Origin of the sequence: Pseudoalteromonas sp. SR45-6 (assembly GCF_014163545.1) — a bacterium.
Taxonomy (GTDB): Bacteria; Pseudomonadota; Gammaproteobacteria; order Enterobacterales; family Alteromonadaceae; genus Pseudoalteromonas; species Pseudoalteromonas rhizosphaerae.
This window is the reverse complement of the sequence record NZ_JACJDM010000031.1, coordinates 1-23,733: the sequence shown is the minus strand read 5'-3', so window position 1 is coordinate 23,733 and position 23,733 is coordinate 1. Positions and strand designations below refer to the sequence as shown.

Annotated in this window: 20 protein-coding genes and 5 tRNA genes; 5 read left to right on the top strand and 20 right to left on the bottom strand. The window is 39.7% G+C overall.

Annotation, left to right across the window (positions count from 1 at the left end; genetic code table 11):
* Window positions 1–134 precede the first annotated feature (134 nt).
* The 8 genes from clpX to H5158_RS13750 form a co-directional block, all read right to left on the bottom strand.
* Complete coding sequence (gene clpX / locus H5158_RS13785) at window positions 135–1,418, bottom strand: ATP-dependent protease ATP-binding subunit ClpX (RefSeq protein WP_064668126.1); 1,284 nt, start codon at window positions 1,416–1,418, stop codon at window positions 135–137.
* A gap of 134 nt (window positions 1,419–1,552) precedes the next feature.
* Window positions 1,553–2,170, bottom strand: a complete 618-nt coding sequence (gene clpP / locus H5158_RS13780) for an ATP-dependent Clp endopeptidase proteolytic subunit ClpP (protein WP_064668127.1) — start codon at window positions 2,168–2,170, stop codon at window positions 1,553–1,555.
* Between the two features lie 166 nt (window positions 2,171–2,336).
* Window positions 2,337–3,641 (bottom strand): trigger factor, encoded by a 1,305-nt coding sequence (tig, locus tag H5158_RS13775; RefSeq protein WP_149980757.1) that lies wholly within the window; start codon window positions 3,639–3,641, stop codon window positions 2,337–2,339.
* 365 nt (window positions 3,642–4,006) lie between these two features.
* Window positions 4,007–4,083 (bottom strand) — tRNA-Pro (locus tag H5158_RS13770).
* Window positions 4,084–4,153: 70 nt separating this feature from the next.
* Window positions 4,154–4,230 (bottom strand) — tRNA-Pro (locus tag H5158_RS13765).
* A 17-nt stretch (window positions 4,231–4,247) separates the two neighbouring features.
* A tRNA-His gene (locus H5158_RS13760) sits at window positions 4,248–4,323 on the bottom strand.
* Window positions 4,324–4,346: 23 nt separating this feature from the next.
* A tRNA-Arg gene (locus tag H5158_RS13755) sits at window positions 4,347–4,423 on the bottom strand.
* Between the two features lie 131 nt (window positions 4,424–4,554).
* Window positions 4,555–4,631: transfer RNA gene (locus H5158_RS13750), tRNA-Pro, on the bottom strand.
* A 349-nt stretch (window positions 4,632–4,980) separates the two neighbouring features.
* Here H5158_RS13750 and folD point away from each other — a divergent pair.
* Window positions 4,981–5,835, top strand: a complete 855-nt coding sequence (gene folD, locus H5158_RS13745; protein WP_149980758.1) for a bifunctional methylenetetrahydrofolate dehydrogenase/methenyltetrahydrofolate cyclohydrolase FolD — start codon at window positions 4,981–4,983, stop codon at window positions 5,833–5,835.
* Window positions 5,836–5,898: 63 nt separating this feature from the next.
* On the opposite strand, the gene H5158_RS13740 is transcribed toward folD, so the two are convergent.
* Both H5158_RS13740 and cysS read right to left on the bottom strand, forming a co-directional pair.
* Window positions 5,899–6,792 (bottom strand): DMT family transporter, encoded by an 894-nt coding sequence (locus H5158_RS13740; protein ID WP_182740252.1) that lies wholly within the window; start codon window positions 6,790–6,792, stop codon window positions 5,899–5,901.
* Between the two features lie 183 nt (window positions 6,793–6,975).
* Window positions 6,976–8,355: a cysteine--tRNA ligase gene (gene cysS, locus H5158_RS13735; protein WP_182718148.1), complete on the bottom strand. Its 1,380-nt coding sequence runs from the start codon at window positions 8,353–8,355 to the stop codon at window positions 6,976–6,978.
* 150 nt (window positions 8,356–8,505) lie between these two features.
* Between cysS and H5158_RS13730 the strand changes: the two genes are divergently transcribed.
* From H5158_RS13730 to H5158_RS13720, 3 genes are all read left to right on the top strand, one after another.
* On the top strand, window positions 8,506–8,997 hold the full coding sequence (locus tag H5158_RS13730) for a peptidylprolyl isomerase (RefSeq protein WP_182740251.1): 492 nt from the start codon (window positions 8,506–8,508) through the stop codon (window positions 8,995–8,997).
* Between the two features lie 89 nt (window positions 8,998–9,086).
* A complete protein-coding gene (locus H5158_RS13725; RefSeq protein ID WP_182718149.1) occupies window positions 9,087–9,830 on the top strand; it encodes a UDP-2,3-diacylglucosamine diphosphatase in 744 nt (247 codons plus the stop codon).
* Window positions 9,831–9,877: 47 nt separating this feature from the next.
* Window positions 9,878–10,657, top strand: coding sequence for an ABC transporter substrate-binding protein (locus H5158_RS13720; protein ID WP_182718150.1), 780 nt, complete (start codon window positions 9,878–9,880; stop codon window positions 10,655–10,657).
* Between the two features lie 48 nt (window positions 10,658–10,705).
* Here the strand turns inward: H5158_RS13720 and H5158_RS13715 are convergent, their stop codons facing one another.
* From H5158_RS13715 to miaE, 3 genes are all read right to left on the bottom strand, one after another.
* Window positions 10,706–12,625, bottom strand: a complete 1,920-nt coding sequence (locus H5158_RS13715; protein ID WP_182718151.1) for a sensor histidine kinase — start codon at window positions 12,623–12,625, stop codon at window positions 10,706–10,708.
* A complete protein-coding gene (locus tag H5158_RS13710; protein ID WP_182740250.1) occupies window positions 12,618–14,843 on the bottom strand; it encodes an EAL domain-containing protein in 2,226 nt (741 codons plus the stop codon). Before H5158_RS13710 ends, H5158_RS13715 begins: the two co-directional genes overlap by 8 nt.
* Before the next feature lie 199 nt (window positions 14,844–15,042).
* On the bottom strand, window positions 15,043–15,813 hold the full coding sequence (gene miaE / locus H5158_RS13705; protein ID WP_182718153.1) for a tRNA isopentenyl-2-thiomethyl-A-37 hydroxylase MiaE: 771 nt from the start codon (window positions 15,811–15,813) through the stop codon (window positions 15,043–15,045).
* Window positions 15,814–16,134: 321 nt separating this feature from the next.
* Between miaE and H5158_RS13700 the strand changes: the two genes are divergently transcribed.
* Entirely contained in the window at window positions 16,135–16,734 is a 600-nt protein-coding gene (locus tag H5158_RS13700; protein WP_145241488.1) for a Yip1 family protein, read from the top strand.
* A gap of 114 nt (window positions 16,735–16,848) precedes the next feature.
* Here the strand turns inward: H5158_RS13700 and purF are convergent, their stop codons facing one another.
* The 7 genes from purF to H5158_RS13665 form a co-directional block, all read right to left on the bottom strand.
* A complete protein-coding gene (purF, locus tag H5158_RS13695) occupies window positions 16,849–18,375 on the bottom strand; it encodes an amidophosphoribosyltransferase (protein ID WP_145241490.1) in 1,527 nt (508 codons plus the stop codon).
* A gap of 18 nt (window positions 18,376–18,393) precedes the next feature.
* On the bottom strand, window positions 18,394–18,888 hold the full coding sequence (locus tag H5158_RS13690) for a CvpA family protein (protein ID WP_054206292.1): 495 nt from the start codon (window positions 18,886–18,888) through the stop codon (window positions 18,394–18,396).
* Between the two features lie 61 nt (window positions 18,889–18,949).
* The gene (locus H5158_RS13685; RefSeq protein ID WP_182718156.1) at window positions 18,950–19,588 is read right to left on the bottom strand and encodes an SPOR domain-containing protein; all 639 of its coding nucleotides are present in this window, start codon (window positions 19,586–19,588) and stop codon (window positions 18,950–18,952) included.
* Window positions 19,589–19,599: 11 nt separating this feature from the next.
* Complete coding sequence (folC, locus tag H5158_RS13680) at window positions 19,600–20,865, bottom strand: bifunctional tetrahydrofolate synthase/dihydrofolate synthase (RefSeq protein ID WP_182740249.1); 1,266 nt, start codon at window positions 20,863–20,865, stop codon at window positions 19,600–19,602.
* A gap of 25 nt (window positions 20,866–20,890) precedes the next feature.
* The gene (gene accD / locus H5158_RS13675) at window positions 20,891–21,766 is read right to left on the bottom strand and encodes an acetyl-CoA carboxylase, carboxyltransferase subunit beta (protein ID WP_145241496.1); all 876 of its coding nucleotides are present in this window, start codon (window positions 21,764–21,766) and stop codon (window positions 20,891–20,893) included.
* A gap of 160 nt (window positions 21,767–21,926) precedes the next feature.
* The gene (gene truA, locus H5158_RS13670; RefSeq protein ID WP_145241498.1) at window positions 21,927–22,721 is read right to left on the bottom strand and encodes a tRNA pseudouridine(38-40) synthase TruA; all 795 of its coding nucleotides are present in this window, start codon (window positions 22,719–22,721) and stop codon (window positions 21,927–21,929) included.
* Window positions 22,722–22,899: 178 nt separating this feature from the next.
* A partial coding sequence (locus H5158_RS13665; protein ID WP_310736704.1) for a FimV/HubP family polar landmark protein occupies window positions 22,900–23,733 on the bottom strand: 834 nt, incomplete at its 5' end.

The following is a 23,733-nucleotide window of genomic DNA, read 5'->3' as shown; positions in this document are numbered from 1 at the left end:
CTTCATTTATTTTAAAGATTACTCAAGTATATGGGGATAACCTAAGTAAAGTTCAACAATTTAACGCAACTGGATTAAATAAATTATAAAAAAAGGAGCACTAGGCTCCTTTTTATTATCAAAATGAGTAAATTTTACTCAGACGCTGCTTTATCTTGGCTAGCGCTTTGATAAATCAAAATAGGATCTGATTCACCTTTGATCACGGTTTCGTCAATCACGACTTTGCTGACGTTTTCCATTGAAGGAAGTTCGTACATAGTATCGAGTAACACCGCTTCAACGATTGAACGAAGACCACGGGCACCTGTTTTACGCTCCATCGCTTTATGAGCGATAGCACGCAGTGCGTCATCACGGAATTCAAGTTCAACGTCTTCCATACCAAATAATGCGCCGTACTGTTTCGTTAAGGCGTTTTTAGGCTCATTTAATATTTGCACTAAAGCCGACTCATCGAGTTCAGTTAAGGTTGCCACTACTGGTAGACGACCAATGAACTCAGGGATCAAACCATATTTCACTAAATCTTCTGGCTCAACATCTTTAAATGTATCACTTAAAGAACGACTCGCCGCAGATTCTTTTACGTTTACCCCAAAACCAATACCGGTATTTTTATGACTACGCTGCTCGATCACTTTATCAAGACCAGAGAATGCGCCACCACAGATGAATAAGATTTTAGAGGTGTCTACCTGTAAAAACTCTTGCTGTGGGTGTTTACGTCCGCCTTGTGGTGGCACAGATGCCACAGTACCTTCAATTAGTTTAAGCAGTGCTTGTTGCACGCCCTCACCAGATACATCACGAGTGATCGACGGGTTATCAGATTTACGTGAAATTTTGTCAATCTCATCAATGTAAACAATACCACGTTGCGCTTTTTCTACATCGTAATCACATTTTTGTAGCAACTTTTGAATGATGTTTTCAACATCTTCGCCCACATAACCAGCTTCAGTTAGTGTGGTTGCATCGGCCATTGTAAACGGCACATCTAATAAACGCGCTAACGTTTCAGCTAATAATGTTTTACCACTGCCGGTTGGGCCAATAAGTAAGATATTACTTTTACCTAACTCAATGTCGACCTTGGTGCTTTGATTACGTAATCGTTTGTAGTGGTTATAAACCGCTACTGACAATACTTTTTTAGCGTGATCTTGACCAATAACATAATCATCTAAATGATTACGAATTTCTTTTGGTGCAGGCAGTTTATCAGAGGTATTGTGCTTAGGCGCAATGTCTTTGATCTCTTCCCTGATAATGTCATTACACAGCTCAACACATTCATCACAAATGTATACTGAAGGCCCTGCAATGAGTTTACGAACTTCATGCTGGCTTTTGCCACAAAAAGAGCAGTATAACAATTTATTACTTTTGTCGCCGTCTGTAGGAGTGTCAGACATTCAGCTACCTCATCTTATACGTTGGCTGCCAAACTACTTAGCAGCTATTTTAATACGTTTTACTATACCAAAAATCTTTGGTTCTCACAGTGTAAACGACTTCAGCAAGTAGCGTTAACTACTCGCTGTTATATTTACTTACTTTCGCGATTAGTAAATACCGCATCAACTAAACCATAATCAACGGCTTGAGTTGCGCTCATAAAGTTATCACGGTCTGTATCTTTTGAAATCACATCTAATGGTTGGCCAGTATGCTCTGCCATTAAACGGTTTAATTTGTCTTTAATAGACAGGATTTCTTTAGCGTGTATTTCAAAGTCAGATGCTTGACCTTGGAAACCACCTAATGGTTGGTGAATCATCACGCGTGAATTAGGTAAACAATAACGTTTGCCTTTTGCACCAGCTGTTAATAAGAATGCACCCATGCTAGCCGCTTGACCAACACAAATTGTACTTACATCTGGTTTAATAAAATTCATGGTGTCGTAGATTGCCATACCCGCAGTCACTGAACCACCCGGTGAATTGATATATAAAAAGATATCTTTTTCTGGGTTTTCTGATTCTAAAAATAACATTTGCGCTAAAATTAGATTCGCCATGTTATCTTCAACCTGGCCCGTTAAAAATATGATTCGCTCTTTTAATAGTCTCGAATAAATATCATACGAGCGCTCGCCTTTTGCTGTCTGTTCAACAACCATTGGAACTAATGCATTTAGAGGATCTGTAATACCAGTGTTCATACTTATTTTATTCCTTATGCGCTTATACTTATCCTTATTATAAGAAAAGCATAGTTATCTTTTTGGCAAAATTGAAGGCCACAAACTAAAATGGCTCGGGCACGCTGCATAAAACAGAGTAACACGAGCCATTTAATCGTTAGCGAGGACTTAAGTCAATGACTTATTAAGCACCTTGCTGCGGATTCATGATGTCATCAAATGCTTTTTCAACGTCAGTTACATTTGCTTTAGCTAAAATAGCTTCAACAGCTTGCTCTTCCATTGCTACATTACGCATCTGTTGCATAAGTTGATCATTTGCTTTGTAGTATTCTACAACTTCAGTTGGATCTTCGTATGCTGAAGCCACTGTTGCAATTAACGCTTCAACTTTTGAATCATCAACTTTGATCTCGTTCGCTTTAATTACTTCACCTAATAATAGGCCAGTTTTAACGCGTGTTACAGCTTGCTCGTGGAACAATTCAGCTGGAAGCTCAGGCATGTTTTTAGCATCGCCACCAAAACGTTGTGCAGCTTGTTGACGTAGTGCATCAATTTCTTGATCTACTAGGGCTTTAGGCACGTCGATTTCGTTGTTAGCTAAAAGACCTTTAATTGCTTGGTCTTTCACGTTAGCTTTAACCGCTTGGTCAAGTTCACGTGTCATGTTCTTTTTAACTTCTTCTTTAAGAGCGTCAACACCGCCTTCAGTTACACCAAACTTAGTTGCGAATTCTTCGCTAAGTTCAGGTAGCTCTTGCGCTTCAACTTTCTTCACTGTGATAGTGAATTGAGCTGCTTTGCCTTTAAGATTTTCAGCATGGTAATCTTCAGGGAAAGTTACGTCAGAAACAACTTCTTCGCCTGCTTTTTTACCTACGATGTTATCTTCAAAACCTGGGATCATACGACCTTGACCAAGTTCTAATGGGAAGTCTTCAGCTTTTCCGCCTTCGAATACTTCACCGTCGATAGTACCTACGAAATCAACCGTTACACGGTCTTTTTCGCCAGCAGCTACATCAACTTCAGCCCATGATGCATGTTGCTTACGAAGTGTTTCTAGCATGTTTGCTAAATCTTCGTCAGTTACAGTTACAGCTGGTTTTTCTACAGTGATTTTATCTAAACCTTGAACTTCAACTTCAGGGTAAACTTCAAATGTTGCAGAAAATTCTAAATCTTTACCTGCTTCAAGTGCTTTAGGAGCAAATGTTGGTGCGCCAGCAGGGTTAATTTTTTCAGCTACGATAGCTTCATAAAAATTACGTTGCATTACTTCGCCAGCAACTTCCTGACGAACTGCGCCACCGTAACGTTTGTTGATTACAGACGTTGGTACTTTACCAGGACGGAAACCATCAATACGCTGGGTTTTAGACAGTTGTTGTAAGCGTTTTTTTACTTCGGTCTCAACGTTCTCTGCAGGAACGGTGATGGTCAGACGGCGCTCAAGGCCTTGAGTCGTCTCAACAGAAACTTGCATGATATACCTCAATCTTCAATTTTGGCGACTGTTCGCCTTCCTTACAAACACGGTAATCACTATGCGTTTTGGCACGTTTAAAGTCATTAAAGCGACTTATCAACCCCATCTTCACTATAAGATACCAATGCTGCTCTGCCCTTCGGGCACTATGTTAAACAATAGACGCGGCATTATAACCTAATATTTATGATAGTCGAGTCTAGGGGGCAATTATTTGGTCAGATAGCGGATTAAGCAAGCATAGCGGATAAAAAGTAGGCGTTTGAGTGGCAAGTTAGCAAGTTAGCAAGTTAGCAATATTTTAGCTTTAGAATTAAGCTGTGAAATATGAATTTTGAATTGTTTTTTATTAATTAAGAAAGTGGTCGGCGATGCAGGATTTGAACCTGCGACCCCTTGGACCCAAACCAAGTGCGCTACCAAACTGCGCTAATCGCCGATATTGAAGTATTAAACCTCGTTTTCATTGAACACTCAAACTGTGTATTTGAGACCACTTTTTGAGAAAGTGGTCGGCGATGCAGGATTTGAACCTGCGACCCCTTGGACCCAAACCAAGTGCGCTACCAAACTGCGCTAATCGCCGATATTCTTTTTTGTAAATGGGGTGACTGATGGGGCTCGAACCCACGACAACCGGAATCACAATCCGGGGCTCTACCAACTGAGCTACAACCACCGCTATATTTACGTGTTTTCAAATGGTGCACCCAGAAGGATTCGAACCTTCGACCGACGCCTTAGAAGGGCGTTGCTCTATCCAGCTGAGCTATGGGCGCATCGAAAACTTCATAGTTTACCAATAAGCCAATCTATTATAATAGAATAGTTACCTGCTTTTCAGCATTTAACCTGTGACTGCATGGGATATACCCAAACCAATCATTACCATTCTTTATAATTTAGAAAGTGGTCGGCGATGCAGGATTTGAACCTGCGACCCCTTGGACCCAAACCAAGTGCGCTACCAAACTGCGCTAATCGCCGATGCTTACTATTGTTAGCGAGTGACCTCGTTGACAACGGGGTGCATAATAGTGATTTGACGGTGTCAGGTCAAACCTTTTTTTAAGAAAATAAATCAATCGGTCATTTTTAGTTCATAATGGTTAAATATTGTGAGGATCAGCTAAAATTTCAACTGTTTTATATAATTAGCGGCTATATCAGAAAAGCAACTTGGCGCATTAGCGCTTTTCTGCGAAAATAGTAAGCATATTAAAAACGAGTAATAAAGAACGTGTTCTTTATTAGCATTATATTACCCCTATTTCTATATGCATTCGTTTTTTAAAGTATCGGTATTAAGTTAACTAACCCCAATTAAAGGTCACCCATGACGGCAAACATCATCGATGGTAAGGCAATAGCTAAACAAGTACGCAGTGCAGTAGCACAAAGAGTAAGTGAACGTGTTGCAAACGGTTTGCGCGCACCTGGACTTGCAGTTGTACTTGTAGGGCAAGATCCTGCAAGCCAAGTTTATGTAGGTTCAAAACGTAAAGCCTGTGAAGAAGTTGGCTTTATTTCTAAATCATTTGATTTACCAGCAGATACAAACGAGCAAGCATTATTAGATTTAATTGATGAACTCAATAACGATGCACAAGTTGATGGTATTTTAGTACAACTTCCTCTTCCTGCTGGTCTTGATGTTGAAAGAATCCTTGAGCATATCACTCCACTCAAAGATGTTGACGGCTTTCATCCTTATAACATTGGCCGTTTAGCACAGCGTATGCCTGCTCTTCGCCCATGTACGCCAAAAGGTATTATTACACTGCTTGATTCGACCGGTGTAAAATACAAAGGCATGCATGCAGTTGTTGTTGGCGCTTCAAATATTGTTGGTCGTCCTATGGCATTGGAACTATTACTTGCAGGTTGTACAACCACTGTGTGTCATAAATTTACGCAAGATTTAGAAACTCATGTACGCCGTGCTGATCTGTTAGTTGTGGCAGTTGGTAAACCTGAGTTTATTCCTGGGGATTGGGTTAAAGAAGGTGCAATTGTGATCGATGTAGGCATTAATCGTTTAGATAGCGGCAAATTAGTCGGTGACGTACAGTATGAGATCGCTGAACAAAAAGCACATTTCATCACGCCAGTACCTGGCGGCGTAGGCCCAATGACAGTAGCAAGCTTGATTGAAAATACCCTTGAAGCCTGTGAAAAATACCATAGCTAATTAGCCTATAACGTCGCATCAAGAATTAACAAGGGTTGCTGTTTAGCAACCCTTTGTTGTTATTTATGAGGCTATTTTAGCTGAGCGCTGGCGCCGTGTTAGCTTTAACAATTGCGGCAGCACAGAGAAGAAAATCATTAAAACCATAATCGTATATTGCCAAACTTGATAGTGCTCACTTAGTAATACCACGGCGCAAATAATACCTGCGATCGGATTAGCAATCGTACCGAAAGTAAACTCAACCACCGTCATCCGGCCAAGTAACCAAACATACAAGATATACGCAAGCGCTGTATTTGGCACAATTAACCAAAATAATGCAAGCCACTGTATTGAACTGACACCATTAGCAAGTACTTGATATTGTTGTGGATCAAAGTAAATAGCTTGAGTCATTGCGACTAATGATAACAATGATCCGCCAATGATCAGCTGCCATGTTAATACCGTCCACCAATGAGTGTGGCTAGACATTTTTTGCACTAAAGTACTACCAACAACAATTGTTAACAACGCACCAATTAAAGCGAATACTCCTAAGGCATTAATCGTGACATGCTGGGGATCAAATAATCGCCAAGCCAAAATCACTAATACAAGTGCGCACACCGATTGCAAAAACGCTGGACGCTGCTTTTTAAAAACCCACGCATAAATCAACGCAACCACAGGCACAGAGACCATACCAACACCGGCAATTGCCGCTGGTAAATTAACCGCCATAATAAAAATAAAACTAAAAAACAGGGCAATATTAACCACAGCTAATAATACTAAACCGCGCCACTGTTTTGCTTTAGGCCATGATGGTTTAAGCACAAATAACAGTAAACCCGCAGGTAATGCTCGCAACGCGCCAAGTAATATTGGCGGCCAATCTGGGGTGGCATATTTAGTGACCGCATAGGTGGTGCCCCATAAAAAAGCAGGGATCATGGCAAGAAAAATATTCATTTCATTCCTTTCAAAATAACTAAGAAACGCAAAGGTAAAACCTAAGGTTAAGTTGAGGTCAAGCTAGAAAAAATAAAAAGGCCGCCAAATTGGCAACCCTTTGTAATACTTACTAATACAATACTTACTAAAATATGTCTTATTCAGCAATGCCTATTTGACTGGCACTAGTAAGGTAATTAATTACGCTTTACGCCATGTAGTTTTACCTGCAGAGTCTTCCAGTATTACTCCAAGTGCATTTAAAGCATCACGCGCTTCATCGGCCGCAGCCCAATCTTTACCCGCGCGCGCTTCATTACGCTTAACTATTAACGCTTCTATTTGGGCAACTTCGTCATCTGCTTGGCCACCTTGTAAAAATGCCTCTGGTGCTTGTTGAGCAACCCCTAACACTTCCCCAAGACTACGCAGTACAAATGCTAACTTACCCGCTTGCTCAGCATCAACGTCTTTTACACGGTTTAGCTCTTTGGCTAATTCAAATAACACCGGTAATGCTTCTGGTGTATTAAAGTCGTCATCCATTGCTTTTCTAAATTTAGCCACATGTTCATTTGTTGCTAAATCACAACTGATAGGCTCAACACCACGAAGTGCCGTATAAATACGCTCAAGCGACGAACGTGCTTGATCTAAGTTCTCTTGCGAGTAATTTAACTGGCTGCGGTAATGACCAGAAATTAAAAAATAACGAACCGATTCAGCATCATATTCTTTAAGTACATCACGAACAGTAAAGAAGTTGTCTAATGATTTTGACATCTTCTCTTTATTTACTTGTACCATCCCCGTATGGATCCAGGTATTGACGTACTTGCCGTTATTTGCACAGCATGATTGCGCAATCTCATTTTCATGGTGTGGAAACTGTAAATCTGAACCACCGCCATGAATATCAAAATGCTCACCTAAATGCTTTGAGCTCATTGCCGAACATTCAATATGCCAACCTGGACGACCTTCGCCCCACGGTGATGTCCATGATGGTTCACCCGCTTTGGCTTTTTTCCATAACACAAAATCAAGTGGATCATCTTTATCTTGTGCTACTTCAACACGCGAACCGGCTTGTAGCATAGTTAAATCTTGCTGTGACAATGCACCGTATTGCTCAAACGTTGAGACGTCAAATAAAACATCGCCGTCGGCTGCAACATAGGCGTGGCCTTTAGTAACTAGTCGTTCAACCATTTCGATAATTTCGTCCATATGACCTGTGACTGTAGGTTCAATGTCTGGACGTAACATGTTTAGACTATCAAAATCTTCATGCATTGCTTTTGTCATACGCACAGTTAAGTCGTTAATCGCTTCGCCATTTTCATTCGCACGCTTAATGATTTTGTCATCAACATCGGTGATATTGCGCACATACTTTAAATCATAACCAATGTGACGAAGATAACGTACGATCACGTCAAAGCTAACAAATGTGCGGGCATGACCAATATGACAATAATCATAAATGGTGATACCACACACATACATGTCGATCTTGCCGTCGACCATAGGTTTAAATTGCTCTTTTTGACGCGTGAGTGTGTTGTATATATTTACCATTTATTTTAAGTCCTTGACTATTTACTTGAATCGCTATGTTAACACTTGAAAAGCCCCTGCTCTAGCGCTTTATCAATTGAATAAGCACTTTGTTAATCTTAGCTAACTAAGATAAAATAGCGGCAAATAAATCAGCTAATAGGAAACCACATGGTTGTTCTACACACAAATTTTGGTGATATCACCATTAACATGCACAAAGAAGATGCGCCAAACACAGTTAAAAACTTTTTACAGTATGCTAACGCAGGCTTTTACGACGGCACTATTTTTCACCGTGTGATTGATGGTTTCATGGTACAAGGCGGTGGTTTTGAACCAGGTATGACACAAAAAGAAGTGCATGATCCTATTCAAAATGAAGCAAACAATGGCCTTGCAAATAAAAAAGGCACTCTTGCCATGGCACGTACGCCGGATCCACATTCAGCAACAGCACAGTTTTTCATTAACGTGAATAACAATGACTTCTTAAACTTCAGCAGCGAAACATCTCAAGGCTGGGGTTACTGTGTATTTGCTGAAGTTGTTGAAGGCATGGACGTAGTAGAAAAAATTAAAGCCGTTGCTACAGGTAGCACAGGCTTTCATCAAGACGTACCTCTTGATGACGTTATCATCACAAGCGTAACTGTAAACTAATAGTACGCTTACCCACGTAACGTGGCGTTTTAGCGGGTATCTATGCTATACGTATATGCCCGCTTTATTTATTTTTAAAAGACTTACCTATGACTCGCCAAACCTACTTTATTGCCGACCTCCATTTAAGTGAAAATCGCCCAGATATCAGTGCAGCTTTTTATCAGTTTTTAGATACGCATATTATTAATAAGGATGTAGACGCGCTATATATACTCGGTGACTTTTTTGAAGTATGGGTTGGTGATGACTATGTAACCGCACTCTCAACTGAAGTTGCAAAGCATTTAAAAGTAGTGAGTGATAACGGCACCCCAGTATATTTTGTGCATGGCAATCGTGATTTCATTATGCGCGATAAATACGCCAAACAAGCAGGAATGACTTTATTACCCGAACAGCTGGTAATTGACTTATATGGCACTCCCACTGTCATTTTGCATGGCGATGAAATGTGCACACAAGATATTGAATATCAAAAGTTTCGTAAAAAAGGCCGCAGTTGGTGGTGGCCAAGATTAATGCTTGCTATGCCACTTTGGTATCGTCGTAAAGTTGCGCAAAATGCCAGAGAAAAATCAAAGCAAAATCAAACCGGTAAAGCGCTTGAAATATTAGATGTTACTGAACAAGCGGTACTAGCAACATTTGCAAAACACCAAGTAAAACATATGATCCATGGCCATACCCATCGCCCTAATGTGCATCATTATGAAGTAGATAAGCAAACACTCACTCGCACAGTGCTGGGTGATTGGTATACTCAAGGCTCTTATTTAGTTGTTACCGCACAGACACAAGAACTAGTAAGTGAACCATTCGCACAAATATAAAATATTGTCTACGCTTACTATATTGATCGTTTTTAGTACTGGTCGTAATGCTTAAATTATTTTTCATACTTATTTGTTTATTTTACGCAGGCCATACATACAGCCAAGATAAATGGCTTTTTGTTACCGAGCCTTTTCCCCCGTATTTTTCAGAGCAACTGCCGCAACAAGGTTGGTTAGCTGATATTATTATTACTGCATTAGCAAGCCAAGATATTGAAGCTAGCATTGAGTTTACAACTTGGGCTCGTGCACTAAGATTACTTGAAAAAAATAAGCGAACAGCTCTTTTAGGGGCTTATTATAGCGCCGAGCGAGAAAAAACATTCCACTATTCACGACCATTAGCAAAGTCATTTACTGGATTATTTAAACGAAAAAGTAGCAAAATAAATTACGATGGCAGTTTAACGTCATTACAGCCATACAGCATAAGTAAAGGTAGTAATTATATAGTTAGCGAGGGTTTTAGTAGTGAACATAATTTAGCCATTACAGCGACTAATGACTTGATCAGCAGCTTACGCGTGTTACAGCTTGGCCGCGTTGATTTAGTAGCTGGTACCAAAGAAGTCGGTGAGTACTGGTTAAACAATCATCCACAATTACAAACAGGACAGTCAATCGTATATATCCCTCCTCATTTAGCGTCCCACTACCTATATATTATTTTTTCCAAATCTGCTGTGCAAAGTAAGCAACAATTAATACAATTAGAAAACGGTTTCAACACCATTGTAAATAATGGTGAGGCCGCACAAGTTCTCCTACGCCATGGCTTTTCAGAAGCTAAGACTGAGCAATACCTACAATTTTTAAAACGTTAAAACACAAATGCTTATATGACTATCACTCCAAGCAACGAATTCTGCATCTTAAGATAGTTTGGGTATAGTAATAGTAAACTCAGTTTTAAAGCGCTCTGTAGAGTGTGGATTGGACTGTAATTTAATTTCCCCCTGCAAAATGTGTGTAACCCATTGGTGCACCATATATAAGCCAAGCCCAGTATTGCCAATACCACGAGCTGAGGTGTAAAAAGGCTCAAAGATGTACTGTTGAGACTCTGCTTTAATCCCAACACCGCTATCTGAAATGGTTAATTTAATGGATTGACTAGCAGCTTGTGCTATTTTTATCTCAATTTCACCGACTTGATTTTTGGCAAACCCGTGGGTTAGTGCGTTCATTATCAGGTTTTCTAGCACTTGGGAAATAATTCCTGGTCGGCTTTTTATATCTTGGTCAGTATCAACTAAGGTTTTCACTTTTACGTTTGAGTTTTTTAATCTTGAATTAAGGGAGATCAGTAAATCTTCAGTTATTTTTCTTATATTACATGTGATGACATCATCATTATGACGGTCTATCGCCATTTTTTTAAAACTTTTAACTAATACCGCTGCCTTATTTAAATTAATTTTAGCTAACCCTAAATTTTCCTCAATGCTCTGTGTGCTTTTATCTAATTGCGATTTAGTTAATCCGGTTTTTATCGCGTCACTCAACTTATTAATAACCACATTCGCGTTAGATACTGAGATAATAGCACCGCCAATGGGTGTATTCATCTCATGAGCAACCCCCGCCACCAACAACCCTAAAGACGATAGTTTTCGAGCTTCGAGTAAGCTTGTTTGTAATTGCTGCTGCTGCCTTATAGTTAAATCGAGCTGTTTGTTGACGCTATCTAACTCTACTTTTTCACGCTGTAGTTTATAAGATAAAGTAATTAGTTGCTGTTGGAATAAATATTCACGGTAACTAAAACCAAAACCGCAAATACATAAAACAACACTACACAGAGCAGCATATTGAAAAGCAGTCATTTTTGCATTATACAGCAGCTCTTTAGGGCTACCGATAAGTATAATAATCTCTTTATCTGAATCTGCGGTTCTTTGTGTTGATTCACGTAGTGAAACAATAGAGAATCGCCTGAAAGTATATAAACTGTCATGAAAAATACGTGAGGTGCTTTGTACGTCATGTTCAATGATGTGTTGCCAAAGCGCTGGAGAGTTATTTGCTAGCGAGTTATTAACTTGATTATACATAAACCCAAACTGTAATGCGGGATCCTTATTATACAACCAATAACCATCATGATTTAGAATATTTACTTGGGTGTTTTTTTCATCATATTGTCGAATATTACTAAATAAATAATCCAGATTAAAATTCACTACTAACAAGCCATCTATTAAATAATCACCACCTTGCGTTCTGTAAGTCACCCTAATTGTTGGCTCATGCGGGACAACAACTTTTCCACGCTCAATATTTAAATCAATTTCTGAAATAAATGTATTCGGTGGTGCAACTAACATCCCTTCTTTAAAGTAATAACGATTTTGCTTATTTTGTAATTGTGATACCTCAACAATTTCGCTTTTTTTATTGCTGAAATTAATTCTATAACGTTCTTTACCACTGCGTTCAAGCCAACGTATTTGTGAGATATTGGTTGATACAGAAGCAAAATTTAAAAAATAATCATTTATGAGCTTGTCGCTTTGTTGAGCGCTCAATGTATTTAAACCTGTATTACTTTTTAATACTTGGCCATTTGCTAACAGCTGAGTGAGTTTTTTAATACTGCTTAGCTCTTTAGATAAATCAGTACTCACAAGCACTAGTTTTTCATCTTGGCGCTCTTTTATTATGGTTACTTTTGACTGATAAACTTGCTCGTATACCAGCCAGCCAATTAATATCGCAACAAATAAAATAAACAGCGACTTTATGAGTACGCCTTTTTTGTCGCTATAAAATGAGTTACTTTTTTTAGTCATTTACATTATCAAACTGTGCTAACCAGATCAGTAAATCATCATAAAATAGCGGTTTTGAAAAAAAGTAACCTTGGGCCATTTCACAACCAGCTTGTTTTAACCATTGCACCTCAAATTCGTTTTCAACACCCTCAGCAATAACTTTAAAATCAAATTGCTTTGCGAGACTGATGATCATTTTTATCATGTATTGATTATTTATATTATGCTCAAGGTTGCTGACAAAGTAGCGATCAATTTTTATCGCATTCGACGGTATTTCATTAATGTGTGCTAATGATGAATAACCCGTACCAAAGTCATCAATACTCACTTTAATACCCAATGCCATAAATCGTGATAAAGCCTCTTTAATAAAGTTGTAATTACTGATCGCTTGGGTTTCTGTCACTTCAAGTTCCAGCATCGAGGGAGATACTTTATATTCCTCAATCCGACTTTTGATAGACTCAAAGTAAGAAGGATCGATCAAGTCATAAGATGATGCGTTAAACGCAATAGGTAAATTTATACCACATTTTTTAAGTTGATTAATTATTTGTAGTATTTTTTCAAAAATAACATTATCTAGCTCATTAATTAAACCAGCTGTTTCAGCAAGTTCTATAAACTCTTCAGGATTTACAAAGCTGCCATCAGCTAACTGCCATCTAGCTAGCGCTTCAAAACCAATTGGTTTTAATGTTTTCAAGCACATTTTTGGTTGCAAAGCGACACGCAATTCTTTGGTACTAATAGCCGTTCTCAAGCGCGCCATTAACTCATAGCGCCTTGTTATTGCCACTGTTTTCTCATCGGTATGCAAAATAAACTTCGCTTGAGTTACTTGCATGTAATTTAAACTCGACTCTGCCAGGCTAATTACTTTTTCGGGAGTAATATTTGATGCGCAACTTAGCTTTAACTCCAACACTCTTACGTCAATAAATTGCTTAACATTTTCAATTTCGTACTTTTGTTTATTATGAAAACGCGCAATATCATCTGTAATATCAAAATCAACATTAATGAGCATGCCAAAGCTACTATTACTAATAATCGCAATTCTGGGGTCATATATTGAAAAAACATCTACAATACTTTTATGTACCAGTTTTATGATTTTTCTACAAAAATCATAACCAAAGGTAAATGCTTTTTCATCAAACTGATAAATATCAAAAATAATTAAACGCATTTTGGATTTTTCATATACGTTCATATTTTTAATTTCGCGAGTTAACCAGTTTCTATTCTGTAAGTTTAATGAAACATCGGTATAGGCAAGCTCGGTTAATCTATTTAATAATGAAATATTAGCAAATCCGCTACTGACGTTTTCACTAAATACTTTCAATAAATATTCGTTTTCTTCACTAATGGGATTATCTGATTTTACCAGGGTAATATAGTGTGTGCCTTCAGCAATGGTTGCTTCAAAGAAAAATATACTATGCTGATTTGAAAACACATGACGTTTCTCTTGAATCGCTAGCTGGAAGTCATCGTACATATCGGCCAGTAAATTGCTATCTACTTTTTGTCCTTTCATACCATTAAAGCAGCCGTTTGTAGTGAGGATCATTGCATTGTCGCCTTTATCAAGGTTGCTTGAACAAAGGATGCCGCCTCCCTCGGATATTTTTAAAATATTGCTTAGTTCTTGCAGCACGGCAGCTGAGTATGAGCCCATATCATGTTTGCTATTAATGCTCCTTGATGCATCAAGCACAAGTTGCAAACCTTGTTTAGCGGCTGTTATTTGCGAAATATATTGCCAAGTTCGCATATTACTATTAACGATTGATTCAAGCTTTTGCGCAGAAATATCAGACTTATTCCAGTACTCATCAATATCGAGCATTTTCATTACATCGGTTTCAGGGGCGAAGCCGGGCTGCCCTGTTAGTAACACGATACGCATTTCAGCGTTGCCAATCACTTCTCTGATGGTATTTACCAAACGCAGCCCAGAATCATCTTCTTCCATAACCACATCGATAAAAACAAGTGCTATATCTGGGTGCATACTTAAAGCAAGCGCAGCTTCTGGTACTGAGTTGGCCGCTAATAACTCATATTTGTAGCCTTCTTTGGCCTTTAATTCTTTTAAGCTATTAATTAATGCGTGTTGATAATCGAGATCATCCTCAACAGTTAAAATTTTCCATACTTTAAGGTCGGTATTTACTAACTCTTCCTCAGCAGAAAATACAAATAATCCCTCTTTTTCATCCATATATACCCACCAAAATAATAATAGCAATGGCCTTTCATTTACAATGCATTGCAAAGCAATAAAATAACTGATAAATAAAAAAATTAACTTGCTTTAAATATTAGGTGAGAGTTTTTGATGTGTCTAATTTAAAAACACTTTTGATAATAAAGTATGTGCTACAGCATGGTTTGAAAGCTGCAGCACATGTTAGTGTTGGTTAAGCGCTTTTATTTACCGGCGTACCACTGTGAAACTTAAAATCGTCATCAAAAGATGTAATTAACTGCGCTTCAATTTCACCAAACTCTTTAACCCGCTCGGTAATATCAAAACCAGCAATTTCTTGGGCAAGAGTTAAATAGTCTTGATAGTGGCGTGCCTCAGAGCGCAATAACGAAATATAAAAATCACCTAAACGCTTATCTACATGGGGTGCAAGCGCGGCAAAACGCTCGCACGAACGAGCTTCGATGTAAGCACCGACTATGAGCTTATCGACCAGTGCATCTGGCTCAAAGGTTTTTACATGTCTTAGCATACCCTTAGCATAACGACACGGCGTAATACTTTGATACTCAATACCGTACTCATCCATGATCTCTAATACTTGATAAAAGTGGTGCAGCTCTTCTTTGATCAACATCACCATTTTATCAACCAAATCTTGCCCATAAGCTGAATCAGATTTTGGGATCACTGCTTTAGTCAGTTTGTTTTTAGCCGCAAGATCGCGCCAATTCCCTTCACGTTTGTATATCAGCGTTTCAAACGGCTTCAGCCACTCAAGCAAGGCATCGCTGCTTTGTTTATCCACGGCGTATTTACGAATTAAAAACATCGCAGATTGCGCGGCTTTAAGCTCACAGATGAGATGATCAATTAAAATAACCGCTAGGTTTTCTTTTTTAGTGGCTTCATCAATCCACCCTAAAGGGGTTTCACAACGTAAAAATTGCTTAATCGGTTCTAAAAGTTTGCTATGTGGCACGAAGGGAGTTGCTCATTAGTATCTGTCATTAAGAAAATGATTTTATCATGAAAAATGACTGATAATAAAACAAAGCTGGGGGTTTGATTAATTAAATAACCCGAACTCTAGTTAAATATATCCCCGCTGATTTTTTTGCTTTCGTCTCTCATTGGTGTTTCTTGACAAGACCCCATTACTGAACCATAACTTAATACAAGCTGTATAAAAATAAAACAGCGAACTAATACCAATCGACTTAAATATTTAACCATTCTAGCGAGCTAAATGGTCAGTAACTTAACACGATTGGTATAATTCCTTTTCATGGGGCACACAATTATGATACTAAACCATCTTTGGGGCATATATGCCCATCCACTCGAAGAGTGGCAAACAATAGATAACCGCCACGAGAGCTTAACATATAGCCTATCACATATATTACTGATAGCGTTGTTTCCATCTGCAATGGGTTATTACTCATCAGTTTATTTGGGCTGGAGTATCGGGGCTGGTAATCCGGTATTTTTAACCCACGATAGTGCAATACTGATTGCTGCAGCTATGTATGGCGCTTTAATTGTAGGTGTGTTTGCGCTGGCTTATTTAGCACATTGGATGGCTGTTACTTTTGGTGCAGAACCAACCTTTACCCAAACCTTAGAACTTGCAGCGTATACTTCAACACCAGTATTTATGTCTGCACTAGCGGCATTTTGGCCAGAACTATGGTTTGTTGTATGTGTGGGTTTGGTCGCTTTAGGCTATTCGGTCTACTTGCTGTATACCGGTGTGCCCATTTTGATGCATATACCGCAAGAGCGTGGCTTTATTTACGCAAGCTCTGTGGTAACTTGCGGACTAATTTTACTGGTGATTATTTTAGCTGTCACCGCCATATTGTGGACCAACGGTATCGTAAGTCCAACCTTTACATGATACCTAGTTCAACGTTAGAAGCTGTAAAATGTAGTATATAGTAGTGTTATTATTTTCTTTCCTTCGCAAAAAAGGAGCTAAATTTAGCTCCTTTTTTATTTCGCTAGGCAGAGATTAATCTGAGCCGTTTTCTTCTTGATTATGTAACTCTAAACCAGAAGACATGGCACTTTCACGACTACTTTTTGCCGAATCATTACGCAGCTGTTCAATACGATTCAAATAATTCTGATCGATACCACCGGTAATATATTGGCCATCAAATACTGATGTTTCAAATCGTGTAATTTCTGGGTTTTCCTGCGCTACGGCAGCAATCAAATCAGGTAACGATTGGAAAATCAAACCATCAGAGCCAATGCTTGCATTGATATCTTCAACTTCACGTCCATGGGCAATCAACTCAGCCGCAGATGGCATATCAATACCATACACGTTCGGAAAGCGAATTTCAGGTGCAGCAGAAGCAAAGTAAACGTTTTTAGCACCAGACTCACGCGCCATTTCAACAATTTGTGCTGAAGTAGTGCCACGTACAATCGAGTCATCAACTAGTAATACGTTTTTACCTTTAAACTCACGGTCAATTGCATTGAGCTTTTGACGTACTGACTTTTTACGCATTTCCTGACCAGGCATGATAAACGTACGGCCAATGTAACGGTTTTTAACAAACCCTTGGCGATATGGCAGATTAAGTACGCGGGCGATTTCCAATGCCACATCACATGATGTTTCTGGGATTGGAATAACAACATCAATATCTTTATCAGCCCATTCGCGAGCAATTTTTTCGCCAAGCTTAGTGCCCATATTTACACGTGTAGCGTAAACAGACATGCGATCGATATTTGAGTCTGGACGTGCAAAGTAAACAAATTCAAAGATACATGGCGAGTAAGATACTTTATCTGCGCATGTTTGAGAGTAAAACTCACCGCCTTCAGTAACATATATCGCTTCACCAGGAGCGACATCACGCACAAATTCAAAACCATCGGTTTTTAACGCAACGCTTTCAGAGGCAAACATATACTCGGTGCCATTTGCAGTTTCACGTTTACCAAACACTAATGGACGAATACCATTTGGGTCACGAAACGCGATAATACCATGGCCAATTACCATAGCGATGGTGGCATAACCGCCTTGAACTTTATTTATAACTTCGGTGATACCGTTAAAAATATCTTCAGGGTCAAGATGTAGTTTATTTGGTTTACTTAATTCATGAGCCATGATGTTAAGTAAAATTTCAGAATCTGAGGTTGTGTTAACGTGGCGACGTGCTTCACAGAACAATTGCTCTTTAAGCTGCTCTGCATTGGTTAAGTTACCGTTGTGTGCTAAAGCAATACCGAACGGTGAGTTAACATAGAACGGCTGCGCTTCAGACGAGCTAGAAGAACCTGCTGTCGGATAGCGTACATGGCCGATACCAATAGTGCCTTGTAAACGCTTCATATGACGGGTGTGAAATACATCTTTCACTAAGCCATTTGCTTTGCGTAAACTAAAGGTGTTGTTTTCAATGGTAATGATGCCCGCGGCATCTTGACCACGGTGTTGCAAAACAGTTAAGCCATCATAAATCGCCTGATTTACAGGAGATGTTCCGACTATTCCAACGATACCACACATGAAATTTTTCCTCGCCGATTAACGGTTGACCGAATTTAAAAAGCTAGAGTTATTTTCGAGGTATGAAAAAAACCACTCAACAACAAAGCCAAATTCTGGGATCAAAATAGAGTTACCCCACCAGTGCGTATTGGGTGCACCAGTAAAAGCATCAAGAAAGAAGAGTAACGCGCTCACGACCAACACGCCACGAAGTGCACCAAAGACAATGCCGAAGACACGGTCTGTGCCAGACAAACCAGTACGTTGTACAAGTTCACCTAGAAGGTAGTTTAACAATCCGCCTAACAATAGCGTCGCAAAGAATAATATGGCAATGGCCGCTGCATTTCTTAAAAGGGGTTCAGAAATACTTGTTAGGAATGATGCTAAATATTGGTAAAACAAGCTAGATATGATAAATGCGCCAGCCCACACAGCCAAAGACATTGCTTCTTTTATAAAGCCACGAATTAAACCGATAATAGTAGACAGTGCAATAATGCCAAAGATGGCGTAATCAACCCAGATCATATGAACCAACTAGTCGTTAATTTGGGGCGCATTCTATAAGAGGTCAGCACTAAATGCCAGATCATTTTGCTACTTCAAATTGGGTAACTTTTCCGTTAAGTTTAGTAAGTGCTTTTAATTCAGGGAGTTTGCTCTCAAGCTGGGCTTTATCAAGCGACGGACCCACAAAAACTTTGGTTAAAGTACCATTTGGTGTTTTAACTGGACGGGTAAAGGTTTTAAACCCTTTGTCACTTAGTTTAGCTTGTAGCGATTTTACATTCGCACTATGCGAAAAGCTCCCCAACTGAATTACATATGCCATTTTCGATAAATTTTCTTCAGGCTTACGTGATGGCTCAGACTTTTTTTCAACAGGTTGTGCTGTAGTCGTTGCTACAGTAGTTTGCTCAGTCGATGCTTCAACCATTTTTTTCGCTACTAGCGTCGTCTCTTCAACCGCATCAGAGGAACTTGAGATTAGGTCATCATCTGGCAATATATCTTCCTCAGGCTCTTCGTTTGGCTGTTGTGCGTTAGCCACTTGATCATCTATTGAATCTTGCAAGTCAATAGTTGTGAACTCAGGACGTTCCGGAATGGCTTTAAAGCCTTCTTTGTAATGTACTTTTTCGCCATCAAGAATATTAGGAATAAACACGATAGCTGCAATCACCACAATAGTTGTGCCGACTAAACGATTTATAAAGCCTGAGTTCACCTGATTCCTCTCTATTTTTTCCAATAATTGATAGCAGCTGCAACAGTTAAGAAGGAGCCAAATATGATTAACACCGTCTTCTCATCAAGCTGTGGCAACACACCATCCAGTGCGTCTGCAACTGTTTGATATTTTTCAATTGGCGCGCTTGTATGCACATTATCCATGGATTTAGCTAAATTCTCTACTTTATCGCCACGAAAGCAATTAAGTCCGGCTAAACACCACGCATCAACTACCGGGCTAACTTCATTTAATACAGCGACTTTGTCTTTATCAGCCAGCATAGCGACTAACGCATGAACTTTAAAGCCTTGATCTTGCAGGTTAGCTAACTTTTTAGCTAAATAGCGTGCAGATTCAGCATTATGTGCCACATCAGTATAGACCATAGGTTTGCTGCTTAGTTGCTGAAAACGCCCTTCAACAACTAAATTAGCTAAACAATCACGGATCACTGCCTCACTAGGTAATAAATCTAACACAGCTAATGTGGTTAGTGCCGTTGCCGCGTTTTGGCATGGGATTGATGGTTTAGCAAACTCAAAGTGATGGGCTTGATATTGCCAACTAAAACTTTGCGCATGCTCTTTAAATATAAAGTCACGCCCTGATAAATGCATCACCGCGTTAATTTCATGACCGTAGTCGGTGACTGTGTGCGGTATATTTAAATCGCCGACAATGGCAGGTGTGCCAGTACGGAAGATCCCTGCTTTATCATAACCCACAAGCTCTCGCGTATCACCAAGGTACTCTTTATGATCTAGATCTATGGTGGTGATCACACTGGCAAATGGAGTAACAATATTGGTAGCATCGAAACGCCCACCTAAACCCACTTCTAACAGCACATAATCAACGCTATGGAGTTTAAAAATAGCCAGTGCGCCTAAGGTGCCATACTCAAAATAAGTCAGTGGCGTGTCACCGCGGCCTTGCTCGAGCAAGTCAAACGCATCAACATGAAATTGATCATCAAGCTCAGCGCCATTAATGCGCACTCGCTCGTTATAATGAATTAAATGAGGAGAGGCATAGGTACCAACCGAATAACCTTGGGCAAGCAGCAGTGATTCTAAACATCGGGCAGTGGTGCCTTTGCCATTGGTGCCGGCTATTAGAATAATTTTACTTGGGCTATCTAGTAAACCAATGGTATTGGCAACTTTGGCAACGCGTTCTAAACCCATGGCAATATTTGCTGGGTGAACACTTTCTAAATAACAAAGCCAATCATCAAGGCTTGATGATTGGCTAGGAAGATTTTTTGTCATAGCGTGTAATCAGTAAAGCTGAAATTTACGCTACTCTATGCTCTTGTTCCGTAGAAGGCAAGTTCATAAATTTAGCTAGTATGCGGGCAAGTGTGTCACGCATTTCACGGCGATCAATAATCATATCGATGGCACCATGCTCGAGTAGAAATTCACTGCGTTGGAAGCCTTCAGGTAAGGTTTCGCGCACAGTTTGTTCAATTACACGAGGACCCGCAAAGCCGATTAATGCTTTTGGCTCCGCCACGTTGATATCACCTAGCATAGCTAATGATGCTGATACACCGCCCATAGTTGGGTCAGTCATTACTGAGATAAACGGTAAGCCTTGTTCGCTCATCTTAGCAAGTGCAGCACTGGTTTTAGCCATTTGCATAAGCGACATTAGTGCCTCTTGCATACGTGCGCCACCTGAAGCGGAGAAGCAAATTAGCGGCATGTTATGCTCTAAACACTGATCAACAGCATCCACAAAACGTGCGCCAACAACCGATGCCATTGACCCACCCATAAATGAGAATTCAAATGCGACGGCGGCCACTGGAATGCCTTTTAAGCGTCCCTTCATCGCGACTAATGCGTCTTTTTCGCCACTTGATTTTTGTGCGGCGGCAATACGATCTGAATATTTTTTCGAGTCTTTAAACTTTAAAATATCTTTTGGTTCGTGCTGTGTGCCAAGTTCCTGGCGGTCGCCATCATCCAAAAAGTGCTCAAGGCGTTTACGGCCACTCACACGCATGTGGTGATTGCATTTAGGACATACATTGAGTGATTTTTCTAATTCAGCTTTATATAAAATCGAATCACAATCTGTACACTTTGCCCAAACACCTTCAGGGATCTCTTTACGAGCCGAAGACTTTGTTGTTTTAGGTAGGATTTTTTCTAACCAACTCATTTGCAACTCTCTTAATACTATTCTGTGCTTTGCTGCGTTCCTGCCAAATCATTATTGACAGACAAATTTTTTCAATTAAAACATGAATTCCACACAGGCGGTATAAAAAACTGGTCTTAGTAGTGAAATGCCTGCAAGGTTATGTTTAATTTATCACCAATTAACCATTCACATCCGTTAAGAATAAAGGGCCAAGTGGTGTCGACGGAATTTCAAACCGCGCCGGATAGTCAACATCAACTAAGTATAAACCTGCCGCCTTTGCCGTCGCACTGGCTTTGGCTCGCTCTTTTAAATCAAGTAACTCTTTTAGCCACACAGGTTGCTGCTTATGAATACCAATATCGGTTAAGCAACCGGTAATGTTACGCACCATGTGGTGTAAAAATGCATTAGCCTTAATATCAATAATCACATAACTGCCTTGACGCTCAACTGACAAGTGATGAATAGTACGTGTAGCAGTATTCGCTTGACAATGCAAAGCTCTGAATGACGTAAAATCATGCTCACCTAATAGATATTGACACGCTTCTTGCATTTTAGTTTCATCAAGTGGATGATGAAAATGCGTAACGCCTTCATTTAATATTGCTCCTCGAAAGGCGTTATTGTAAATAACATAACGATAACGACGAGCTGTAGCACTAAAACGTGCATGAAAATCATCACTCACCGGTTTTGCATAGCGAATAGCAATATCTTTTGGTAGCAAGGTATTCATACCCATAGTAAATGCAACCATATCGCGTTCTGCATCGGTATCAAAATGCACCACTTGCCCAGTGCCATGCACGCCGGCATCAGTGCGCCCAGCACAGACTATTTCAACTGGATGATTACAAATACGCGAAAGCGCAGTTTCTACTTCTTGTTGTACGCTATTTACATGCGATTGACGTTGCCAACCACTATAACGGGCGCCGTTGTACTCAACTCCAAGTGCTACTCGCATAATTACTGCTTTACCTACTGTGCTAATGAACGGGGCATTTTATGCTATCTGACGCTGCAATAAAAGTGACTCTATACAAATTAAGCGCACAGTAGCCAAGCGACCTTTTTTCTATTGCTAAAAAAACGGGGAGTAAACTAAATTTACTCCCCGTTTTAACTATAAATGCAGAAACAACTTACAGTAATTTTGCTTTTAAGCTTTGTGCTTCTTCTTGTACTTCTTCGGGACCATTTGCTATCACTTCGTCAATAGCGTCAAGGGCTGCATCCATATCCCCTATTTCAATATAAGCACGTGCTAAATCAAGTTTTGCAGAATAACCGCCACTTTCAGCATCCACATCAGTTGGGTTATCTCCAGCAAGTAAGGCATCAAACTCACTTAATCCGACATCCATATTTACATCATCATAAGGTTCATAATCTAAGCTTGTATCATCACTTTGTTCAATCAAAGCATCAATATCGACAAATTCATCCGCAACGATGTCCTCATTTGTTGATGTATTCACGTCTTCACTTAATTGCTCCGCCGACGGCACATCATCAGGTACTGAAAGCTCTTCAAGTGCAGCAAGATCTTCACTGAGTAACGCATTGAAATCAACTTCAAACTCGCTGCTATCATCTATTTCTAAAGACTCAGGTTCAGCCAACTCACTAAGCAATGCATCAAAATCTGTTTGAGTGAGATCAGCCATAAAATCATCATCAAGCTGATCATCTGACAACGATTGTTCCAGTGGATCTTCAAGTTCAGTCGCGAAATCACCATGATATTCATCTTCTAACGCATCTGTAAGTTCATCTTCAAGAACAGGCTCGTCTTCAGCAACCGGTTCGTTTTCAACTGCTGGCTCGTCTTCAACAACTGGCTCATCTTCAATAACCAGCTCGTTTTCAACAACTGGCTCGTCTTCAGCAACTTGCTCGTCTTCTGCAACCAGCTCTTCTTCAACAACTGCCTCGTCTTCAGCAACTTCCTCGCCTTCTGCACCCAGCTCTTCTTC

Coding starts and splice junctions, on each gene's coding strand:
- clpX (WP_064668126.1), bottom strand. CDS start 1,418: ATGTCTGACACTCCTACAGACGGCGACAAAAGTAATAAATTGTTATAC.
- clpP (WP_064668127.1), bottom strand. CDS start 2,170: ATGAACACTGGTATTACAGATCCTCTAAATGCATTAGTTCCAATGGTT.
- tig (WP_149980757.1), bottom strand. CDS start 3,641: ATGCAAGTTTCTGTTGAGACGACTCAAGGCCTTGAGCGCCGTCTGACC.
- folD (WP_149980758.1), top strand. CDS start 4,981: ATGACGGCAAACATCATCGATGGTAAGGCAATAGCTAAACAAGTACGC.
- H5158_RS13740 (WP_182740252.1), bottom strand. CDS start 6,792: ATGAATATTTTTCTTGCCATGATCCCTGCTTTTTTATGGGGCACCACC.
- cysS (WP_182718148.1), bottom strand. CDS start 8,355: ATGGTAAATATATACAACACACTCACGCGTCAAAAAGAGCAATTTAAA.
- H5158_RS13730 (WP_182740251.1), top strand. CDS start 8,506: ATGGTTGTTCTACACACAAATTTTGGTGATATCACCATTAACATGCAC.
- H5158_RS13725 (WP_182718149.1), top strand. CDS start 9,087: ATGACTCGCCAAACCTACTTTATTGCCGACCTCCATTTAAGTGAAAAT.
- H5158_RS13720 (WP_182718150.1), top strand. CDS start 9,878: ATGCTTAAATTATTTTTCATACTTATTTGTTTATTTTACGCAGGCCAT.
- H5158_RS13715 (WP_182718151.1), bottom strand. CDS start 12,625: ATGACTAAAAAAAGTAACTCATTTTATAGCGACAAAAAAGGCGTACTC.
- H5158_RS13710 (WP_182740250.1), bottom strand. CDS start 14,843: ATGGATGAAAAAGAGGGATTATTTGTATTTTCTGCTGAGGAAGAGTTA.
- H5158_RS13700 (WP_145241488.1), top strand. CDS start 16,135: ATGATACTAAACCATCTTTGGGGCATATATGCCCATCCACTCGAAGAG.
- purF (WP_145241490.1), bottom strand. CDS start 18,375: ATGTGTGGTATCGTTGGAATAGTCGGAACATCTCCTGTAAATCAGGCG.
- H5158_RS13690 (WP_054206292.1), bottom strand. CDS start 18,888: ATGATCTGGGTTGATTACGCCATCTTTGGCATTATTGCACTGTCTACT.
- folC (WP_182740249.1), bottom strand. CDS start 20,865: ATGACAAAAAATCTTCCTAGCCAATCATCAAGCCTTGATGATTGGCTT.
- accD (WP_145241496.1), bottom strand. CDS start 21,766: ATGAGTTGGTTAGAAAAAATCCTACCTAAAACAACAAAGTCTTCGGCT.
- truA (WP_145241498.1), bottom strand. CDS start 22,721: ATGCGAGTAGCACTTGGAGTTGAGTACAACGGCGCCCGTTATAGTGGT.